Source organism: Shinella sp. (assembly GCF_052438155.1).
In the GTDB taxonomy this organism is placed as follows: Bacteria; Pseudomonadota; Alphaproteobacteria; order Rhizobiales; family Rhizobiaceae; genus Shinella.
This window is the reverse complement of the sequence record NZ_JBQVPI010000003.1, coordinates 134,254-154,191: the sequence shown is the minus strand read 5'-3', so window position 1 is coordinate 154,191 and position 19,938 is coordinate 134,254. Positions and strand designations below refer to the sequence as shown.

General features: G+C 63.9%; 17 protein-coding genes. 2 read left to right on the top strand and 15 right to left on the bottom strand.

The window, feature by feature from the left end; translation table 11 throughout:
• Positions 1-29: 29 nt before the first annotated feature.
• The 8 genes from ytfQ to ACT6VE_RS07670 form a co-directional block, all read right to left on the bottom strand.
• The gene (gene ytfQ, locus ACT6VE_RS07705; protein WP_444798020.1) at positions 30-992 is read right to left on the bottom strand and encodes a galactofuranose ABC transporter, galactofuranose-binding protein YtfQ; all 963 of its coding nucleotides are present in this window, start codon (positions 990-992) and stop codon (positions 30-32) included.
• Between the two features lie 181 nt (positions 993-1,173).
• The gene (locus ACT6VE_RS07700) at positions 1,174-2,598 is read right to left on the bottom strand and encodes an MFS transporter (RefSeq protein ID WP_444798019.1); all 1,425 of its coding nucleotides are present in this window, start codon (positions 2,596-2,598) and stop codon (positions 1,174-1,176) included.
• 54 nt (positions 2,599-2,652) lie between these two features.
• A complete protein-coding gene (locus ACT6VE_RS07695) occupies positions 2,653-3,678 on the bottom strand; it encodes an aliphatic sulfonate ABC transporter substrate-binding protein (protein WP_444798018.1) in 1,026 nt (341 codons plus the stop codon).
• Between the two features lie 49 nt (positions 3,679-3,727).
• On the bottom strand, positions 3,728-4,591 hold the full coding sequence (locus tag ACT6VE_RS07690) for an ABC transporter permease (RefSeq protein WP_069062699.1): 864 nt from the start codon (positions 4,589-4,591) through the stop codon (positions 3,728-3,730).
• An 11-nt stretch (positions 4,592-4,602) separates the two neighbouring features.
• Complete coding sequence (locus ACT6VE_RS07685) at positions 4,603-5,439, bottom strand: ABC transporter ATP-binding protein (protein ID WP_444798017.1); 837 nt, start codon at positions 5,437-5,439, stop codon at positions 4,603-4,605.
• Between the two features lie 13 nt (positions 5,440-5,452).
• On the bottom strand, positions 5,453-5,782 hold the full coding sequence (locus ACT6VE_RS07680; protein ID WP_069062697.1) for a 4Fe-4S dicluster domain-containing protein: 330 nt from the start codon (positions 5,780-5,782) through the stop codon (positions 5,453-5,455).
• A gap of 3 nt (positions 5,783-5,785) precedes the next feature.
• The gene (locus ACT6VE_RS07675) at positions 5,786-7,414 is read right to left on the bottom strand and encodes an FAD-dependent oxidoreductase (protein WP_444798016.1); all 1,629 of its coding nucleotides are present in this window, start codon (positions 7,412-7,414) and stop codon (positions 5,786-5,788) included.
• Positions 7,415-7,479: 65 nt separating this feature from the next.
• The gene (locus tag ACT6VE_RS07670; protein ID WP_444798015.1) at positions 7,480-8,067 is read right to left on the bottom strand and encodes a thioredoxin family protein; all 588 of its coding nucleotides are present in this window, start codon (positions 8,065-8,067) and stop codon (positions 7,480-7,482) included.
• 494 nt (positions 8,068-8,561) lie between these two features.
• Here ACT6VE_RS07670 and ACT6VE_RS07665 point away from each other — a divergent pair, with 494 nt between their 5' ends.
• On the top strand, positions 8,562-9,572 hold the full coding sequence (locus tag ACT6VE_RS07665; protein WP_444798261.1) for a LacI family DNA-binding transcriptional regulator: 1,011 nt from the start codon (positions 8,562-8,564) through the stop codon (positions 9,570-9,572).
• Here the strand turns inward: ACT6VE_RS07665 and ACT6VE_RS07660 are convergent.
• The 7 genes from ACT6VE_RS07660 to ACT6VE_RS07630 form a co-directional block, all read right to left on the bottom strand.
• On the bottom strand, positions 9,569-11,158 hold the full coding sequence (locus tag ACT6VE_RS07660) for a metallophosphoesterase family protein (RefSeq protein WP_444798014.1): 1,590 nt from the start codon (positions 11,156-11,158) through the stop codon (positions 9,569-9,571). The two genes, ACT6VE_RS07665 and ACT6VE_RS07660, sit on opposite strands and share 4 nt — an antisense overlap.
• Positions 11,155-11,796: a dual specificity protein phosphatase family protein gene (locus tag ACT6VE_RS07655; protein ID WP_444798013.1), complete on the bottom strand. Its 642-nt coding sequence runs from the start codon at positions 11,794-11,796 to the stop codon at positions 11,155-11,157. Before ACT6VE_RS07655 ends, ACT6VE_RS07660 begins: the two co-directional genes overlap by 4 nt.
• Positions 11,793-12,638, bottom strand: a complete 846-nt coding sequence (locus ACT6VE_RS07650; RefSeq protein WP_444798012.1) for an inositol monophosphatase family protein — start codon at positions 12,636-12,638, stop codon at positions 11,793-11,795. The genes ACT6VE_RS07655 and ACT6VE_RS07650 overlap by 4 nt, the downstream gene beginning before the upstream one ends.
• On the bottom strand, positions 12,635-13,492 hold the full coding sequence (locus ACT6VE_RS07645) for an inositol monophosphatase family protein (protein WP_444798011.1): 858 nt from the start codon (positions 13,490-13,492) through the stop codon (positions 12,635-12,637). Before ACT6VE_RS07645 ends, ACT6VE_RS07650 begins: the two co-directional genes overlap by 4 nt.
• Before the next feature lie 54 nt (positions 13,493-13,546).
• Positions 13,547-14,653: an ABC transporter substrate-binding protein gene (locus tag ACT6VE_RS07640; RefSeq protein WP_444798010.1), complete on the bottom strand. Its 1,107-nt coding sequence runs from the start codon at positions 14,651-14,653 to the stop codon at positions 13,547-13,549.
• A gap of 79 nt (positions 14,654-14,732) precedes the next feature.
• Positions 14,733-15,854: an ABC transporter ATP-binding protein gene (locus ACT6VE_RS07635; RefSeq protein WP_444798009.1), complete on the bottom strand. Its 1,122-nt coding sequence runs from the start codon at positions 15,852-15,854 to the stop codon at positions 14,733-14,735.
• Positions 15,854-17,680, bottom strand: a complete 1,827-nt coding sequence (locus ACT6VE_RS07630; RefSeq protein ID WP_444798008.1) for an ABC transporter permease — start codon at positions 17,678-17,680, stop codon at positions 15,854-15,856. Before ACT6VE_RS07630 ends, ACT6VE_RS07635 begins: the two co-directional genes overlap by 1 nt.
• Before the next feature lie 550 nt (positions 17,681-18,230).
• On the opposite strand from ACT6VE_RS07630, the gene otsA reads away from it, so the two are divergent.
• Positions 18,231-19,703, top strand: a complete 1,473-nt coding sequence (gene otsA, locus ACT6VE_RS07625) for an alpha,alpha-trehalose-phosphate synthase (UDP-forming) (RefSeq protein ID WP_444798007.1) — start codon at positions 18,231-18,233, stop codon at positions 19,701-19,703.
• Positions 19,704-19,938: the final 235 nt, after the last annotated feature.

The following is a 19,938-nucleotide window of genomic DNA, read 5'->3' as shown; positions in this document are numbered from 1 at the left end:
GGAGCTGGACGCGGGGCGCTTGGGAGAAATCAGTAGCCGAGGCCCTTCTTCTCCTCATAGACCTTCGCCGGATCGTCGGCCTGGGTGTAGAGTTTGGATTCCGTCTGGATCCACTTCGGCGGCGCTTTGCCATCCTTGAGGAAGGCATCGAGGGCGTCGAAGGCGGGGCCGGCCATGTTCGGGGTCAGTTCGACGGTGGCATTCGCCTCGCCGGCCGCCATCGCCTGGAAGATATCCGGAACAGCATCGATCGAGACGATGAGGATGTCGGTGCCCGGCTTCAGGCCGGCTTCCTTGATCGCCTGGATGGCGCCGACGGCCATGTCGTCATTGTGGGCGTAGAGTGCGCAGATGTTCTTGCCGCCGTCCTCCGCCTTCAGGAAGCTTTCCATGACTTCCTTGCCCTTGGTGCGGGTGAAGTCACCGGTCTGGCTGCGGACGATCTTCAGGTTTTCCTTGCCGGCAAGCGCTTCTTCAAAGCCCTTCTTGCGGTCGATCGCCGGCGAGGAGCCGGTCGTGCCCTGAAGCTCGACGACATTGCAGGGCTTTCCGGCGACCGTGTCGACCAGCCACTGGCCGGCGACCTTGCCTTCATGCACCAGGTCCGAGGTGACGGCGGTCATGTAGAGATCCTGCGAGGCGTCGACCGTGCGGTCGAGCAGGATGACCGGGATTTCCGCGTCCTTGGCTTCTTGCAGCACTTCGTCCCAGCCGGTGGCGACGACCGGTGCGACGAGGATGGCATCGACGTCCTGCGCGATGAAGGAGCGCAACGCCTTGATCTGGTTTTCCTGTTTCTGCTGGGCATCGGCGAATTTGAGGTCGATGCCGCGCTGTTCGGCCTGCTGCTTGGTCAGGGTCGTTTCAGCGGCGCGCCAGCCCGACTCGGATCCGATCTGCGAAAAACCTACCGTCAGGTCGGCGGCGGACGCAGCGCCGAACATCGAGACAGCAAGGATCGTGGCACTCGCGAGTGCGATTTTGAATTTCATGATTTCCTCCCAAAGAAAGCTGCCGCTCGGCAGCACGCTTAAAACATCATATTGTATTACTATTGTAAACCATCAAAATTGACCTGCGCCTTGAAAGGCTCAATGACCGTGGGTCACGTAGAGTGTCTGCAATGAAGCGGAGGCTTTTTCGCGCTACCGCGCGATGCGCCCATCGTGGCGTCTAGCGACGCCGATGTCCGGAAACTTCCGCGCCGGCACCGGCGGGGAGTGCCAGAAAACGCAGCGCGGAGACAAAGCCGATGACCGCGACACAGAGGAAGGCCGCACGAATGTCCATCAGCATGCCGCCGTCCGCGGCCGGCGGAGCAAGGTAGGACGACAGGCGCATCACGACCGCCGCCACGGCCACGCCGAGCAGTTGCGCAAGCTGCTGCAACATCGCCGAGATCGTCGCTGCCGCACTCCGCTGCGCCGGCGTGACATCGGCGAAGGCAATCGTCGTCAGCGCTGTGAACTGCATGGAGCGTGAGAGGCCGCAGGCAATGAGCAGCGCGAAGAGGAGAAGACGCGGCGTTTCACCGTCGATGAAGGCGAAGGCACCGATCGTCAGGGCCGCGACGAGGCCGTTGACGACCAGCACGGTACGGAAACCAAAGAGGCGCAACGCAGGCGTCGTCACGCTCTTCATCAGCAGGTTGCCCAGGAAATAGACGAGAATGAGCGTGCCTGTCTCCACCGCGTCAAGGCCAAGGCCGACCTGGAAGAGCAGCGGCAGCAGAAACGGTGTGGCATTGACGGCCAGCCGCCCTGCGGTACCCGCCGAAAGCGTGGCAAAGGCGAACGTCGGGACCTTCAGCACTGCCAGATCGAGAAGTGGATGCGTCGTGCGTTTAAGGTGAAGGATCGCGACGAAGCCCATCAGCACGCCCACGGCCAGAATGGCGAGAGCACCGGCTCCACCAGTCGATGCGCTGGACAATTCAAGCCCTGCCAGCGTCAAGGCTAGGGCGCTGCCAGTCAGAAGAAAGCCGACGAGGTCTAAGGACCGCCGCCCCTCTGCCGGCGCGTGCGGCACGAAGAAGGCAACCAGCACCACGCCAAGAAGGCCGAGCGGCAGGTTGATGAAGAAATTCCACTGCCATCCGGCATGGGTGGTGATCCACGCGCCGATCAGCGGACCGATCACCGGCGCGATCAACGCTGGCCAGGTGATGGTGGCAATCGCCCGGACCAGTTCGGCCTTCGGCGCACCACGCAGCACGAGCTGGCGCCCCACAGGCGTCATCAGAGCTGCCGATGCCCCCTGAAAAAGCCGCGCAGCCGTGAACTCCCAAAGCGAACCGGAGTAACCACACGCGATGGACGCCAGCGTGAACAACACGATGGCGGACAGGAAAACCTCCCGCGCGCCAAACCGGTCGGCGAGCCAGCCGGCCGGCGGGATGAACACCGCCATGGCGAGCAGATAGGCGGTGAACCCGACATTGAGCGTCACCACATCCGTCGAAAAGGCCTTCGCCATGGCCGGCAGCGACGTCGCGATGATCGTGCTGTCGAGCATCTGCATGAAGAAGGCCACGGCGACGACGGCCGGGACAATGCGGGTGCGGTGAAGAGGGAGCGGCGGAGCGGGAATGGAGGACATCACGACATCAAAAAATGGGCCGGCGCGCCTGCGCCGGCACCCAAGCCTATATGGTCAGTTGCTGGCGGCAACCCTTTTCAGGGCGGCGTCGTAGAAGGAGCGGTCGATCCAGGTGTCGTAGTTGACCTTGCCCTTCAGAAGCTCGGCATCCGCCATGAAGGTTTCCTCGCCTTGAAGCGCGCGCACTGCCTCTTCGGTGATCTCGGGATCCTGGAAGAACTTGCCGTCCGGATAAGTCGCCCGCACCGCCTTGTCGCTGTTGCCGGTTTCCTTGACGAAGATCGCAATCGTCTCTTCCGGGTTCGCATCCGCCCAGCGCGCCGTCGCGATATCGACCGCGAGCAGGCGCGTCACGATCTCGGGATATTTGCGGGCGAAATCGCCATTGACGCTGATGAGGTGGGGAACGGCCCATTCCGGGCTGCCGGAAACGCCGGCATCGAAGATCACCCGCGCGCCGCCTTTTTCGACCAGCGCCTGGACCGGGCCGGTGCTCTCAACGATGGCATCGACATCACCGCGGGAAAGGGCCGGACCGGAACTTTCGATCCCGAGGTTGAGGCTTTCCACGTCTTTGAGCGAAAGACCGGCAGCATTCAACGCCTTGGCGAAGGTCGAGTGGCGCACGGTACCGGAAAGATAGGCGACCTTCTTGCCTTTCAGGTCCTCGATCTTCTGGATCGGTGAATCCGGCTTCACGACGATCTGCGTTTCGTTGGAGCGGTTCCAGCTCGATAGGCCAACGAGCTTCACATCCGCGCCGGCCGCGGCCAGGCGCAGCGACGGATTGTTGCCGATATAGGTGAAGTCTATCGCGCCGGAACCGAGCGCGACGGTGGCAGCCGAGCCGCCATCGAAGGTCGTCAGCTCGATCTTGATGCCGTCCTTGGCGAATTCGTCCTCCAGCAGCTTCTTGTTGCGATAGAGGATGAACTTCAGGTGACCGGGCGCCGTCGAGCCGATGCGGATTACATCAGGCTTGGCCTCATCTGCAAAGGCCGGGGCAGCAGCTGCGACAGGCAGGAGGGAAAGTGCAAGCGCCAGTTTCAAAAGCGTCCGGCGGAGCGGAAGGGATATCATGGATGGATCCTTTCGAGATCGATGGGTCATCAAGAGAATGAAGGGAGGTTCAGTTAGGGCCGCTCTCGCCGCTGCCCCGCCAATGGGTGGCGCGCTTTTCACCGGCGACGAGCAGGTAGTTGAGCACGAGGCCCACGATGGTCAGCGTCAGGATCCCGGCATACATGCGGTCGGTTTCCAACATCAGTGATGAATTCTGGATGAGGTAGCCGATGCCTGACTGGGCGGCGAGCATCTCGGCCGCGATCACCGAGAAGAGCGATGTCTTCACGCCGAGCCGGGCACCCGCGACGATCGAGGGAATGGCCGAGGGGAAGATCACCTTCTTGAAAAGGTCCCAGTCCGACGTGCCCATCGAGCGCGCCGCCTTGAGGAGCAGCGGGTCGACCGACTTCACGCCGACGATCGTATTGATCAGCAGGAAGAAGACGGCGGCGTAGAAGGTGATGGCGATCTTCGAGGCCTCGCCGATGCCAAGCAGCAGGATGAAGACCGGCAGCAGCGCGAATTGCGATGTGTTGCGCAGGGTCTGGACGAGGAAATCGGAGGCCCGCTCAAAGAGCGGATAGCGTCCCATCAGGAAGCCGAGCGGCACGGCGGTGACGACGGCAAGGGCAAAGCCGATCGCGGCGCGTTGCAAGCTGATGCCGATATGGTCGGCAAGCTGGCCGGAGACGATCATCTCCCACAGAACCGCCAGCACCTGGCTGAGCGGCGGAAAGAACAGCGAATTGATCCACCCGGCACGCGGTGCGACCTCCCAGAGGAGTGCGAAGGCGGCAAGTGCCGGCAGGCCGATCGTGATGGTGGAGAAGAACTCCGAGAGCGCGGTCGGCGCCTTCTCCCGGGCGCGTTTACGGCGCAGGGAAAAGGTGGTGCGTAGCGGCAGGCTGCGGTCGGCGATCAGGCTCATCGGGCCCTCCCTCAATTGGCGTAGCTGGAAGCGAGCGCCCAGTCGCGCTGGGCCTTCACCACCTCGTCGCGCAGGCTTTCCCAGACGCGAGAACGGTAGGCATTGAAGGCCTCGCTGTTGCGGATATCGAGATCGCGCGGACGCGGCAGGTCTATCGCGACGATCTCCTTGACGCTCGCCGGGCGGGCGGTCATCACGACGACGCGGTCGGCCAGATAAATCGCCTCGTCGATCGAATGGGTCACGAAGACGACGGTGGTCTTGATCTGCTCCCAGATGCGCAGAAGTTCGCTTTGCAGGATGTCGCGGGTCTGGGCGTCGAGGGCTGCGAACGGCTCGTCCATCAGCAGCACCTGCGGATCTGTGGAAAGCGCGCGGGCGATCGCCACACGCTGCTGCATGCCGCCGGAAAGTTGCGACGGATAGCGGTCCTCAAAACCGTGGAGGCCGAAGAGGTGCAGGAAATAGAGTGCCTTCTCGCGGCGTTCAGTGGCAGGCGTGCCGCGCACTTCCAGCGCATATTCGACGTTCTGCAACGCGGTACGCCAGGGAAAGAGCGCGTATTGCTGGAAGACATAGGCCGTGCGGGCATGCGGTTTCGACACCTCGATGCCGTCGATACGCGCTCCTCCCGAGGTCGCCTCGGTCAGCCCCGCAATGACATCGAGCAGCACCGACTTGCCGCTGCCCGAGGGGCCGACGACGGTGACGAATTCGCCACGATTGATGGTGAGGTCGACGCCATCCAGCACCGCGATCCGGTTGGACAGCACGCCGTCGACCGCCACCGTCTGCCCGGGCTTCAGCGTAAAGGTTTTGCGCAATGCGCTGACGGCTATACGTTCCATGTTCAATCTCCCTTCAGACCTGCGCCACGCGGATGTGGCGGGTCGGGTCATTCTGTGCGCCGCCGGCGCGCCCGCGGTTCCAGCCGAGCGAACGGGCGTATGTGCCGAAAAGGTCGCGTTCCAAGACATCGGCCTCGCTGATGCCGATCGGCCCGTGCGCGTTTTCGGCGACGTAGAGCGCATCCGTCGGGCAGTAGATTTCGCAGAGAAAACACGTCTGGCAGTCGTCCTGCCGGGCAATGACGGGCAGCCCCGTCTCGTCCCGGTCGAAAACGAAGGCCGGACAGATGCGCTCGCAGATGTCGCAGCGGATGCAGCGGTCGGTCGAGATGACTTCGATCATCGCTCAGCCCTCCCGTACCGTTTCGAGGGCGAGGATTTCGCGCGCGGCCGTCACCCGGTCGAGGCCGGAAACGGTGATGCGGCTTGCCTGGGCGTCGTCCTCACCTGAAAAATCGCGTCGACGGTGCACGCCGCGGCTTTCGGTGCGCAACAGGGCTGCGGCAACCGTCCAGCGCGCATTTGCAGTCACCGACGCCACTTCACGGGACCGAAGACGATCAATGCCGGCGGAGGGGCCGGCCTGGTTTAGCTGAAGCCAGATATCGTCCAGTGCCCGTTGGCTGGAATCCAACGTCTCGGCCGTTCGCCAGTAACTCTTGTCGAGCGGCACGATTTCATCGTGCACAGCGCGCGCAGTGGCGGCGAGATCGATATCCTCGCGCTCGGCGCTGCCACGCAGGCCCGTTGTACCAAGCGGCTGCAAACGCGCAGTGTCCCTGGCCTGCCGGCGGCGGGCGTGTTGGGCCGCGCCATGGCCCGACCACCAGCCGCTGGCAATGGCCCAGGAGGCATTGATCGCCCCTCCGCCGGAAATGCCGCCAGTGACATTCTCGCGGCTTGCCGCGTCTCCGGCAACATAGAGACCGGCAACGCCAGTGCTGCAATCGGAGGAAACAATGCGAATGCCGCCCGTGCCGCGCACCGTGCCCTCGTATTTGAGTTCCACGCGAAAACGCTCTTCGAAGGGATTGATACCCATGCGGTCATAGGGCTGGAAACAGTTTGGCTGGCCGCGCTGCAACCAATCCTGCATGGCGGACTCGGCAAGATCGAGCCGGGCGTAGACGGGGCCGGTCAGCAAGGCCTCGGCCACCTGCCGCTCCCCACCGCCGATGCCGTTCGTCACGGGGTCCCCTTGGGCATTGCGCAGCACCTCACCGTTCTCGTGGTAGAAGGTCGCCCATCGGAACGGCAGGCCCTTGTTCAGCGAAGAGCCATGCGGAGAGAGCGTATATTTGCCGGTAAATTCCATGCCGGAGAGCGAAGCGCCGGCCTCCGCCGCGAAAAGGCTGCCATCGCCCGTCAGGCCCGTGCCGCCGAGAATGCGCTCGAAGAAGGCGCAACCGCCTGTCGCCAGGACCACTGCGCCGGCCGACACGCGAAAGCTCGCGCCGTTGCGGCGCACCAGCCCCGCCGCACCGCCGACATGGTTGTCGTCGCCAAGCAGTTCGAGGATCGGATGGTGATCGAGAATGGTGACACCGGCCTTCTGCACGCGCTGGCGCATGAAGCGCATGTAGTCCGGGCCTCGCAGATTGGCGATGTAGAGGCTGCCGTCCTCCTCGCTCGGAAAGGGATAACCCCATTCGACCAGTTTCTGCAGGTTTTCATAGGCCCGGTCCGCCGCGCGCAGCATCCAGCGGCGATCGGCAAGGCCGGCCGTGCGCTTGAACCGCTGCTCGACGGAGGCTGCACGCCCCTCGCCCGGCGGAATGCACCAGGTCCCCGTGTTGGACGGCGCCGTCGCGCCGCTGGTGCCGTGGTATCCCTTGTCGACCAGAACGACTCGCGCGCCGGCCTCTGCCGCCGACAGCGCGGCCCAGGCAGCGGACGGCCCGCCGCCAACGACGAGGACATCCGTTTCGATGAGGCGCCCGTCTTCTTCAGGCTGTTGCTTGCGACGCGATGCCATGGTGTTCCGGTCTGTGAAGGAGAAAACGCGGCCAGCCCACGAGAGCTGGCCGTCTTCGACTGCGATCAGGCGGCGGTGGAAAACCAGGACGGTTCGTTGCCGGCCGTCCATTTGATGTTGCAGCCGATGGAAGGAACCTGCTTTGCACCGGCAGCCTCGCCGCGAAGCACAGCATCGACGGCGGCGCGCAGGTCCGCGCCCGTCACATCCCTGCCGTTGCCCGGGCGGGCATCATCGAACTGGCCGTGATAGGTCAGCTTGCGATCGCGGTCATACAGGAAGAAATCCGGCGTACAGGCTGCACCGTAAGCCGTGGCGACGCCCTGTGACGCGTCCTTGAGATAGGGAAAGCCGTAACCGTAGGTCTTCACCTCGGCGCCGACCCGCTCCAGCGTCTCTTCCGGATGGGCCTGCGCGTCGTTGCTATTGATGGCGACGACGGCGAGCCCCCGCCCGGCATAGTCACGGGCGAACTGCGCCAGTGCTTCGCGGATCAGCACGACAAAGGGGCAGCGGTTCGAGATGAACGCGACCAGCAAAGCCGGGCTCTCCTTGAAGTCCGCCAACGTATGGAGATGGCCGTCCGCGTCGGGCAGGATGAAGTCTGCCGCGCGGGTTCCGAGCGTGATGGGATTGGATTCGGTTTTGGGCATGGTATCCTCCTGGCAAGCCAACGAGAATATTAAGATATAAAATACATAGATTTTATAGATAAAAGAATCCCGTAAATCGCACGACGTTAGATATTGTGTCGCGCGATGAGTCGGTTTCGAGGGTTTTTTTCGCGTAGCTGCACTGGGACTCGCACGCCGAGGCTTTGAAGCGCCGAAGCTAGACCCCGCACCGCAGTACCGCCATCGCTTCCTGGGCAGGCGCAGTTGTTGCCTGATGGCACAGCAATCGCGTTAGGAAAAATTTCCGGAAAGATTAGCCCGCGGAGACAAAGGCAGCGCAATGGCATGGTCGCTCCACCGTTTGCACAGGATTGCAAATGCTGTGTAGCACCTTCCTATACGTTATTTTGTTGTACCTTCCGCCTTACACAAGGCGTCATTTTTCGCAGAAACTGCTCATGGCCTTGCACATTCTGGCAAAAATGGTTCAAACCTGTGCAAACCAGAACAGCGCGGGGAAGCAAGACTTGGTAATAACGAAGGCCAAACCAAAAAAATCCTCGGTCAGCGCCATCCGGGTGGCGGAACTTGCCGGCGTTTCGCGTTCGGCGGTGTCGCGCACCTTCACCGATGGGGCGAGCGTCTCGCCGACGACACGAACCAAGGTGCTCGCGGCAGCGGAAAAGCTCGGCTACCACGTCAACCATCTGGCACGCGGGCTGATCCACCATCGCTCGGGCATCGTCTGCCTAATCGTCGCCGAGATGCAGGCACCGTTCCAGGCCAATGTGGTGGAAACCACGACGCGGAAGCTCCAGGCGATCGGCAAGGTCGTGATGGTGCTGAACACGGCCGGCCAGCCGGAGAATGTCGAGGCGGCACTGCGCCAGACGTTGAACTACCGCGCCGAGGCAACCGTCGTCGTTTCCGGCGCGCCGCCCGCCTCGCTGATCGAAACCTGCATCGAGAACGGCCAGCGCGTCATCCTCATCAACCGCGACGATGCCATCATCGGCCCGGAATTCGTGCTGGTCGAGAATGAGAATGCGGCGCGCGAGGCCTGCCTGTTGCTGCACCGGGCCGGCTGCCGGAACCTGGCCGTGGTCAGCTCCACCGCCGGCACGTCCAGCATCATGGCGCGCGAGCAATCCTTCGTCGCCGCCGCTGCGGAACTGGGCCTGACGGCGCAGGTCAGCCGCGCCGGACCGACCGGTTATGCGACGGGCGCGGAAGGCGCGCGCCAGCTCCTTGGCGCCTCCAACCGGCCGGACGGCGTCTTCTGCGTCACCGACCTCCTGGCGCTCGGCTTCATGGATGTGGCACGGCAGGAGTTCCGCCTGGCTATCCCGGATGAACTCTGCGTCGTCGGCTTCGACGACATTCCGGAGGCGAGCTGGCTTGCCTACAACCTTACGACCTTCCGCCAGCCGATCGGCGCCATTGCCGATCATATCGCCAGCATCATCGAGAAGGACGAACCCGAACCCGCTCCCCTGAAACGCCTGCCGACACAGGTTGCCTGGCGCAAGAGCGTGCGCCCCTAGAGCGGCGTGACCGCCAGACCCGGCCGGCTGAGCGAGAAATCGCGGTTTGGGTGACGATGGAGGTAGGCGCACATCATACGCAGGAGCGTGGCGAAGCGTGCCGCTAGGCTGTCGCCCTCAAGCGTCGGCGCTTGTGCCGATAGGCGTCGGTAGAAGGCTAGCCGGTCGGGTGCGATATCCTCGTGGCTGAGTTCGCCGGCCTTGCGCAGCCTGTACCAATCCTCGACCAGCGCCGCCAGCGGCAAGTCCGGGGCGTCACGGGCATCGAGGTCGAGATGCCGCATCAGATCCGCCACCGAGGCTCCGGCCACGAAATCCACCATGTCCTGCGGCCATTCGCGCGCCAGATAACGGCCATGCACGAGATTGACAAGATGGCGGCTGAGGAACTGGCCGTGATCGGGCGCAAAACTTGCCGAGGGATCGGGCGTACCCGCTTTTCGCGCCTCCGCCTGATAGGCGGCAAACACCGCGTCGTGATCTGGTACCTGCCGCAAGGGCAGCGTACGGATCTCGATGCGATCGGCATGAAGGTCGATGATCTTGAGGCCCGGTCCATAGCCGACCGGCGACGGGACGGCGATATTGGCGAAGCGTCCGTGCGCCGTTTCGTGGCGGGCGGTATCGTTGACGTGCAGGTGGCCGGACAAATGAAGCGGTACACCCGTTGCGGCGAACGCATCGGCCACTGCGATGGTGGGCGCGCGACGCGCAAGGCCGGTCGCGCCGAACAGTGCGACCTCCTCGGTCGAGGCGCCGCCGAGTGGATCGAGCGCCGGATAATGCGAGAAGGCAACGAGATGTTTGCCCGCTGCCTTCGCCCGCGCCGCCACGTCCGCCATCCAGGGGAACAGATGGGCGCGATGGTGCAGCACGGCCCGCCAGCCGCCATCGGTCGGATCGTGGAACTGCGCGGGATCGGCGAAATCGCTGGTGCCGTCGCGCGGCACGCAGACATTGGCATCGATGGCGAGTACCCAGAGCCCATCGATAGGCTCGACGAGATAGGAAGCGTCGATCATCCGGCAATGGGTGCCGCCGTCCGGGCTCACCACCGTGTAGCTGCGCGCCGACCAGTCGGGATCGGTACCGAAGGGACTTTCCCAGTGGAGATCGCCCTCCTCCGGTTCGAAGCCGAGGCTGGAAAGCATGGCAAGCGCCTCACCCGTTCCAAGCGTCGCGGCCTCGGGGCAGTCGGCGCTTTTCACCATGACCGGCGAGCCGTCCGGCGCAAGGAAACTCTTGTCCTGCGGCCGGCCGGCAAGGGCGTAGAAATCGTGGTTGCCGGGTGTCATCAGCACGCGGATGCCGTGGCGCTCGCGGTATTCCTCGATGATCGACAGCGCCGCCAGAATGTTCGGCCGCTGGCCATCGTCGGTGAGGTCGCCGACAAGCAGCACGACCGCCGCACCAGCCTCCACCGCGCAGTCGAGCGCGGCGCGGAAGGCAGGCACGCTCTCGTTGAAGATACGGGTCGAGGCGGCGGTCTCGGCAAAGCTGCGCACGGCACCTTCGAGGCCAAAACCATCCGGCACCCAGGTGCAGTCGTGCACATGGGGGTCGGCAATGACGGCGATGCGGATCATGCGGAAACCTTCACCGGAGCGCCGGAGCGCGCGCGATCGGCCTCGACAATGCGCACCCAGCCCGCAGCACTCTCGGCCGCCGCAATCAGCATCGGCTTCGGCGTCTCGTGCCATTCGTCGGGGCGCAGTTCGCGCTTTTCACGAATATGGTCGACGGCGGATGCGAGCGTCGGGAATTCCTTCGGAACCTGCAGGTGCAGCAGCAAGGCGGCGAGGATAACTGAACGGGAGCGCCCGGCACGGCAGTTCACCAGCACGTTGCCACGCTCGCGCATCGGATAGCTCGGCTTTTCCGGCAGCACCTGCTGCAATGCGCCGAGCAGCTGATAGTAGCCGGCGAGGAACATGGTGTCGGGATTGCCGGGACCATCGACGATGCCGAGCTTGTAGTAGCGGATGGGCGCCGGGCCATAGCCGACGCGGCTGTCATGCGAGACTTCGTCGGGTGCTGCGACATAGTTGAAATCGAGGTTCACCGCGCAGTTCAGCACCGTGGAAATGCCGTTTTCGCGCAGGAGCGGCACGTCCGACGCGCCCTCGCGACCGCCGACGAAGAGATCGACGCCGAAACCCGGCAGGTTTTCATAGACGCGGCTGATCGGTGGACGGTCATAGTGGCGGCTGGGTTTTTCGGTCATGCGGTTCTCCGATGGTCTTCGTCCGCCGGGGCGAGCAGGTCCGGCCCGGCAAGAAGCGGAATGCCCGTCGCGTCCGACAGGGTTTTGGCGACGCCAGGCGCCGCGGCAAGCACTGGCGCACCCGCGACGAGGCCGCCGAGTGATAGGAACGGCCCCGTGACACCACCGGCCTCGTGCACGAGCAGAAGGCCAGCAAGGCAATCCCAGGAATTCATGTGCAGCTCCGCATACCCGTCGCTGCGCCCATCGGCAACATAGGCAAGGCCGAGCGCCCCGCAGGCGCCGCGCCGCACATTGCTGCCGGCTTCGAACAGGGCGTTGACGGCAGTGATGTAGCGGGCGAGTGGACGGCGGTTCGACCAGCCCATCTCGAAGGAAGTGGCGGCAATGTCCGTGGTGGCGGAAACGCGGATCGGCTTGCCGTTGAGACTCGCCCCCCGGCCGCGCCGCGCGAGATAGACCTCGCCCAGCACAGGATTGACGATGGCGCCAAGCTGCACCTCACCATTGGCGACGAAGGCGATGGCAACACAGAAATGCGGGATCGCGCGGGCGAAATTGGCGGTGCCGTCGATGGGATCAACCACCCAGGCCTGAACACCCGGCTCACCACCGCCCTCTTCGCCGAGGAACCCGTCTTCGGGGAACACGTCCGCAATGCGGGCGCGAACATGGTTTTCCACCTGCCCGTCGGTTTCCGTCAGGTAATCCTGCGGGCCCTTCATGCTGACCGCCTGGCCCGCCTGGCGCGCAAAGCCGGCATGCGCCAGTTCTGCCGCCTCGCGCACCAGCTCCGCAAGGAACGCCTCCCGGCGATCGATCGCCTCATTGCCAATGTTCATGCACGCAGTCCTTCCGTTTCAAAAATCCTGTTCATTCTCTGGCTCCGTTCAGCGGAAATTTCTTCGGCAATGGCAACCACCGTCGGGTAGTCCGCGCCGCGCCGCAGGGCGACATATCCGGGATGCATATGGGCCGGCGCATCCGCGGCACATTTACCGAGCGGCAGCGGCAGGTAACGCCCGCCCGACTGCTCCAGGATGAGGCTCGCCGCCGTCACATCCCAGGGATTGACGCTAAAGCCGAGCGCCGCATCCGCCCAGCCTGCCGCGACATGGGCGATGGAGAGCGCAGCACTACCGGGCCGGCGCACCGTCGCCACGGTTTCGACCAGCCGACCGAAGCGGCCGAGCGCGACATCCCGGCCGTCCAGCGCGAAATCCCGCGCCACGGGATAGCCGGTGATCAGCGTCGCGTGCGGCTCGGTGGCAGCGTGCGCCGGCGCCAATGGCTGGTCGTTCAGCCAGGCGCCGGCGCCGGAGGCGGAGAAGATCGCCCCCGAAACCGGATCATGAATGGCCGCCGCGACGACCACGTCATCGACGACCGCTCCGACCGAGGTGCACCAGAAGGCGATGCCCGCGGCAAAATTCGACGTGCCGTCGATCGGATCGACGAACCATTTGACGCGTCCAATGCCGGTCGTGCCGCCTTCTTCCCCCATGAAGGTGGAATCGGGCACCTCCCGAAAGATCAGGTCGCGGATCACGGCTTCCGCTCGCCGGTCGTGCTCCGTCACGGGATCGTGGCGGTCGCGCTTGTAGTCTACCGCCATGCCTTGCCGGAACGCCGCCAGAAGGGCGGGCGCGGGCAGGAGGGCGGCGGCGATGGCGGTACGAAGCAGCGGATCGGTCATCAGAAAACTCGCATCATGGGTGGACGGGCCGAGAGCCGGCCCGTCCGTCTTCGTTTAGCGCTTGTAGTGAATCCGCCAGAAATCCTGCCAGTCCTGACGGCTGTCCCAGTCTTCCAGGCCCGTTGCGGGGTTGTAGGTGAGCATCGCGTCAAGGTGCTTGCCGATGCCGGACGGCTCGTCGGCCGGCAGGCCCACGGTGCTGTTGGAGGAAAGCTTGCCGTCGTCGGCCTGCGGGGCGATGCCCTCGGCGGTCATGGCATAGCGCACGAAGAGCTTTGCCGTGTTCGGGCTGTCGCTGCCTTTCACGATGACGCCGACCGTCGCATTGGAGAAGCCGATGATCGGATCCACCCCGGCGCAAAGGCCGAGCGTAAAGCCCTTGCCGGCATTGTCGCGGAACTTGGCGGAGGAGACGAGGCCGACGAAGGGCTCGCTCTGGCCGGGCGCGGCGATGGCCTCGGCGGCGGCGGAGTCGGAATCCGTCAGGAGCGGGCCGTTGGCGGCAAGGGCCGCGACAAAGGCTTCCGTCGCGCTGCCGAGATCGGTTTCCAGCTTCTTGCCGTACTGCTTCTCATAGGCGGCAGCGATCTTGTCGTCGATGCGGCTGCGCATCTGGTTGAACCAGTCGGTATAGGACGGCTTGCCGAGCGGGTCCTGCATCGAGACCTTGCCCTTCCACTCCGCCTCGGTGAGCTGCCAGATATTGGTGATCGGGCACTTGTCGTAAAGCTTTGTGTTGTAGGCGAGGATGTTCGGGCTCGAGACGATGAGCAGCGGGTTCTGCGCCTCGGACGAGATGTCCTTGGCAAGATCCGGCGGCACCCAGTTCTCCACGAAGCCGGCCGGCATCAGCTGGCCGATCACGGCGGACGGATCCGAGATGAACGAGACATCCGTCTGGATATTGCCCGACTGCGACTCGCGGATGATCGTTTCGAGCTGCGCCGTCGCCTTGGACTTCGCCCCCTCCGCCTTCAGGCCGTATTTGGCATTGAAGGCCTCGACCATGTCGACGATCTTGCCGGTGCTGTCATAGACCGACAGCGGCGGTTCCTTCTTCGCCGCCTCGATGAGCGCGTCGAGGTTGAAATCCTCGGCGAGTGCCCCGCCGCCCATCGCAGCCGCCAACACGACTCCTGCCAATAAACCGTATTTCCTCATGTTCTCCTCCTTCGAGATTGCGCCCCATCCGTCTCTTCCCATCGGATGCGACAAGGGTTCAGTTTCACTTGCCTTATGTTCAGGCGGCACGCGCCAGCACATCGTCGGCCCCGGCAATCCGAAGACCTGCCGCATCGAAGACATGCACGGCCGTCGGGCGCACATGCATCCACACCCGTTCCCCGCCGCGCAGCACCGGGCTTTCCGTGGTGGTGGCAAACAGTGCGCGGCCATCGACCTTGAGTTCGATGATCCAGCTTCCGCCGGTCGGCAGGATGCCTGTGACTTCGGCCGCATGGCGGAAGCTGCCGCCGGGAACAGCAGCCTCCGAGCGCGCGATCTGGAGAGCTTCCGGACGGAAACCCACCGAGCCGACCCCGGCGCTCTCGCCGAGACGACCGGCGAGCCAATGCGATGCGGCGCGGTCCAGCGCGTGGGCGGTCGCCGTTTCGAGAATGTTGATCGGCGGGCTGCCGACGAATTCGGCGACGAAGCGGTTGGCCGGCCGGTCGTAGATGTCGTTCGGCGTACCCAGTTGCTGGAGGCGGCCCTCGTTCATCACCGCAATCGAGGTTGCGAGCGTCATCGCCTCCCACTGGTCATGGGTAACGAAGACGATGGTGGTGCGGAACTCCGCGTGGATGCGCTTCAGCTCGGCCCGCATTTCGAGGCGCAGGCGCGCATCGAGGTTGGAGAGCGGCTCGTCGAGCAGAAGCACGCCCGGATTGACCGCCAGCATGCGGGCAAGCGCCACGCGCTGCTGCTGGCCGCCGGATAGCTGTGAGGGAAAACGATGGCGGTATTTCTCGATATCGAGCGCCTTCATCACCTTTTCCACCCGCGCCTCACGCTCGGCCTTCGGCACCTTGCGCAGACGCAGGCCGAAGTCGGTGTTGCGCTCGATGGTGAGGTGCGGCCAGAGTGCATAGGACTGGAAAACCAGGCCCATACCGCGTTTTTCCGGGCCGACGAAGGCGCCGCGCGCGGGGCTGTCGATCACCGTCTCGCCGACGCGGATTTCGCCGTCCGTCAGGTTTTCGAGACCGGCGATCATGCGCAATGTCGTCGTCTTGCCGCAGCCGGAGGGGCCGAGCAGGCACATGAACTCGCCGTCGTGGATGTGAAGATCGAGATCGCTGACGGCATTGGGCGAACCGCCGCCATAGGATTTCTGGACGTTGCTGAGAACGATATCGGGCATCAGGTTCCAAGTCCCTCGGCAAGGTTGGTGCGGGTCAGCCGCTGGGCGAGCACTGTGCCGCCATAGGCAAGGCCGGCGATGATCAGCACCACGGCGTTTGCGGCCTGGGTGTAGTTGTAGTCGACAAGGCGCAGCGAGAAGGTCGTCAGCACATCCGTGGCGGGCACGGCGAGGATGACGAAGAGGCTGAGCCCCTTGATGCCCGAAATGAAGGGCAGGAGAATGCCGGTGACGAGCGAGCCCTTCTGGATCGGGATGACGATGGACGTCATGCGCCGGAACCAGCCTGCACCGATGATCTGCGCTGCCTCTTCCGGTTCCTTGCCGAGCTGCATCATCGCAGAGATGCCGGCGCGCGATGCATAGGGCATCTGGTCCGCCATTAGCGCGAGAATGAGGATCAGCGTCGTGCCATAGAGGCCGGGGATCGGTCCGCGCTGCACGGCGAAGAGCGAGAGATAGGCGGCGGCAAAGGCGATGCCCGGCACGAGGTAGGGCATGAACGTCACCTGCCGCAGGAAGATCGCCAGCGGACGGATGGTGGTGCGCACCACGACATAGCCGGTGAGCACGCCGAGGATGCCCGAGCAGATGGAGGCGATGCCGACGATCGTGATCGTGTTGTACGCCGCCTGCCAGAGATCGGGGCTGAACAGGATACCGGTGCGCATGGCGACCGTCGGCAGGTCCTGGCCGATCCAGTAGTCGAGCGTGAAGTTGGAGAGGGCAAAACTGCCCGGCTGGTGCATCACGGTCGAGAGCGCAAGCGTCAGCAGCGGCAGGCCGACCGAGAGCATGAAGACGACGCCGGCAAAGCCGGTGGCGGGCCAGCGCAGACCCTTCAGCCGCGACAGCCGGCTCATCGAACCCTTCGAGCCGACGGTGACGAAGCGGCGTGCTTCGCGGGCTAGATAGGCATCGACCATGATGGCGAGCACGCCGATCAGCATGATCGCGCCGGCCAGCACGCCGGCCACGCCCGTCTGGCGCGAACCGATGGAGCGGTAGAGCGAGGTCGCCAGCACGTCGAATTTCACCGGCAGGCCGAGCACATAGGGCACACCGAACTCGCCGAGGCATTTCGCGAAGATGAGCAGCACGGCCGAGAGCAGCGCCGGGCGCATCAGCGGCAGGATGATCTGCACGGCGACGACCCAGCCAGGCGCACCGAGAATACGCGCGGAATCCTCCAACTGGCTGTCGAAGCGCCGCAACGCCGAGCCGAAAAGCAGGATGACGAAGGGCGTGTAGTGCAGCGCGAGAATGATGGTGATCGGCACCTGGCCATAGGCGAGCCAGTCCGGCGGCGTCAGCCCGATCGCCTCGAACCAGCCCGGCTGGCCGCCGACGGTGCGGTTCTTGAAGAGCGTGCTCCAGGCAAGCGCGAAGGTCCAGGCCGGCAACATATAGGGCACGATCAGCGCGGTCGCGAACCAACGGCGGCCGAACATGTCGGTGCGGGCGATCAGCCAGGCAAGCACACCGCCGACCGGAAGCGAGATGGCAATCGCGCCGAAGGCCACTTTCAGCGTGTTTAGAAGCGGTTCCCAGAAGAGATCGTGGGCGATCGGCGAGGCGAAGGCGCGGTAGAGATAGTAGGACGTGAAGCCACCCACTCCGCCGCCCGTGCGCCGCTCGTCGCCGAACTGCACGGTCGCCGCATCCGCCAGAATGGACAGGATCGGCACGACGATGAGATAGGCGAAAAGCGCCGCCATCAGGATCGCGATCATGGTCGTCGGCTCGCGCAAGGCCAGCCGCAACCTGTAACGCCGGTGCGCGCCGCCAACGGGCGCCGGCGTCAAAAGCGCATCAGACGAAACCATGGCGGCCGCCTCGTGCGCTTTCACTATTTTTCGCAATGCCGTGCAAGTATCCCTCCCCCTGCCGATCCTCATCGGCAACTGCACATTCCATGCCGAAATTGCGAAATTTCCTCCTATTCGCAACTGGCTATGCGTGCACTCAATCATTCACTGCGGGTACTGTCAATCAATCTTTGCACAGCCGTGCATTCATTTTTCACAACATTTGACCCGTGCCCTCGTTTACGCCAGGTGAAGACACGGAACATGGGTTCAGGTGGCTCACCTGCTGGCGAATCTTTTACTGCCCTCCGGCGCACGCACCGGACAGACCGCTTGTTTCCCTCGCACATTCCGAAGCGGACCATTGCAAGAGTCGAACCGTGGATGCCGATATCAACAGATCTCGGAACATTCCTGGCCCGGGCGTGTTTATGCTGCGTCGCAAAATAAATTCCACGGTAATGTTCGCTTCCGCCGATCCTTCCTTCCTGCCGGCATGCCGCCTGCTCCTCTCGTGAAGGTTTCCGTTGCGGGGTCGAAGTGCCCATCGATCTGGTGTCCTAAGTTCATGAGTCGTCTCATCATCGTTTCCAATCGCGTTCCCGTTCCTGACAAACGCGGCACTGCCTCTGCCGGCGGCCTGGCGGTCGCCCTTCAATCCGCGCTCAAGGCGCGCGGGGGCTTGTGGCTCGGCTGGTCCGGTCAATCCTGCGCGGAGGACGCAGTAGGGCCACTGAAAACGATGAAGGATGGCAATATCGAATACGCGCTGACGGATCTGACCGAGCTCGATGTAGAGGAATACTATCAGGGCTTTGCCAACCGCGTGCTTTGGCCGATCTGCCACTATCGGCTGGATCTTGCCGAATATGGTAGACGGGAAATGGCCGGCTACTTCCGCGTGAACCGCTTTTTCGCAAGCCGTCTTCTGCCGTTGATCGAAGAAGACGACCTCATCTGGATTCACGACTATCATCTCATCCCACTCGCAGCGGAACTGCGCCGGCTGGGCGTGAAAAACCGGATCGGCTTCTTCCTGCACATCCCCTGGCCCGCCGCGGACGTGTTCCTCACCATGCCTGTGCACGACGAGTTGTTGAACGGCCTCACCGCCTATGATGTGATCGGCTTCCAGACTGATCATGACCGGGAAAATTTCGCCGACTGCCTCGCACGCCAGGGCATCGGCGACCGACTGGACGCGACCCGCTTCGTCGTCGGCGAACGGACCTTCATCACAAAATCCTATCCGATCGGCATCGATACGGCCGAATTTTCCGGGCTGGCAAAGCGGGCGGCGGAAACCACGCTGCACAAGCGCATGTTGCAGAGCCTCGACGGCAAGGATCTGATCATCGGCGTCGACCGGCTCGACTATTCCAAGGGCATCACCCAGCGCATCGATGCCTTCGAGACCTTCCTCACCCGCAACGAGGACAGCCAGCGCAAGGTGACGCTGCTGCAGATCACGCCGAAATCGCGTTCCGAGGTGCCGGAATACGAAGCCATGCAGCGCGCCCTGGCGGAACAGGCCGGCCGGGTGAACGGCGCACTTGGAACCGTGGACTGGGTGCCGATCCGCTACATCAACCGATCCCTGCGTCGGCCCGCTTTGGCGGGGCTCTACCGCATGGCCAAGCTCGCGCTGGTGACGCCTCTGCGCGACGGCATGAACCTTGTCGCCAAGGAATATGTCGCAGCGCAGAACGAGGACGACCCCGGCGTCCTGCTGCTGTCACGTTTTGCCGGCGCTGCACGGGAGCTGAAGGATGCCGTGATCGTCAACCCCTACGACGTCGAGGGTACGGCCGAGGCCATTGCGCGCAGTCTCGTCATGCCATTACAGGAACGCCGCGAACGCTGGGAAAGCATGATGACTGTCCTGCGCGCCAACGACGTGTTCACCTGGTGCGACACGTTCCTCGACGACCTTGCTGAAGGCGACGCGGGACAGAGCGGCGCTGACCCGGCAGAGGTTGCGGGAACATCGCCTGGTAGTGGATATCCCCTCGCGAACTACGCGACCACCCACGCCCTTTGATGCCAGCCTTCCGGCTCTCGCAAGAGGGGCTCACTCCAGATCGCAGGTGTGGAGTTCTTTCGTCACTTTGGGTCGTGCCTCGCCTGTATAGAGGCTTGCGGCGGTGAAGGCCGAGGACACCGCCCGTCGCCTGACAACCAATCCCGGCGCGGCCCAATAAAGTCGCCGCAATAGCGCTTGCAAACACGATGACGCGAACCATCGATGGGCAATCCGCGTCGCGGATTTCATCGTG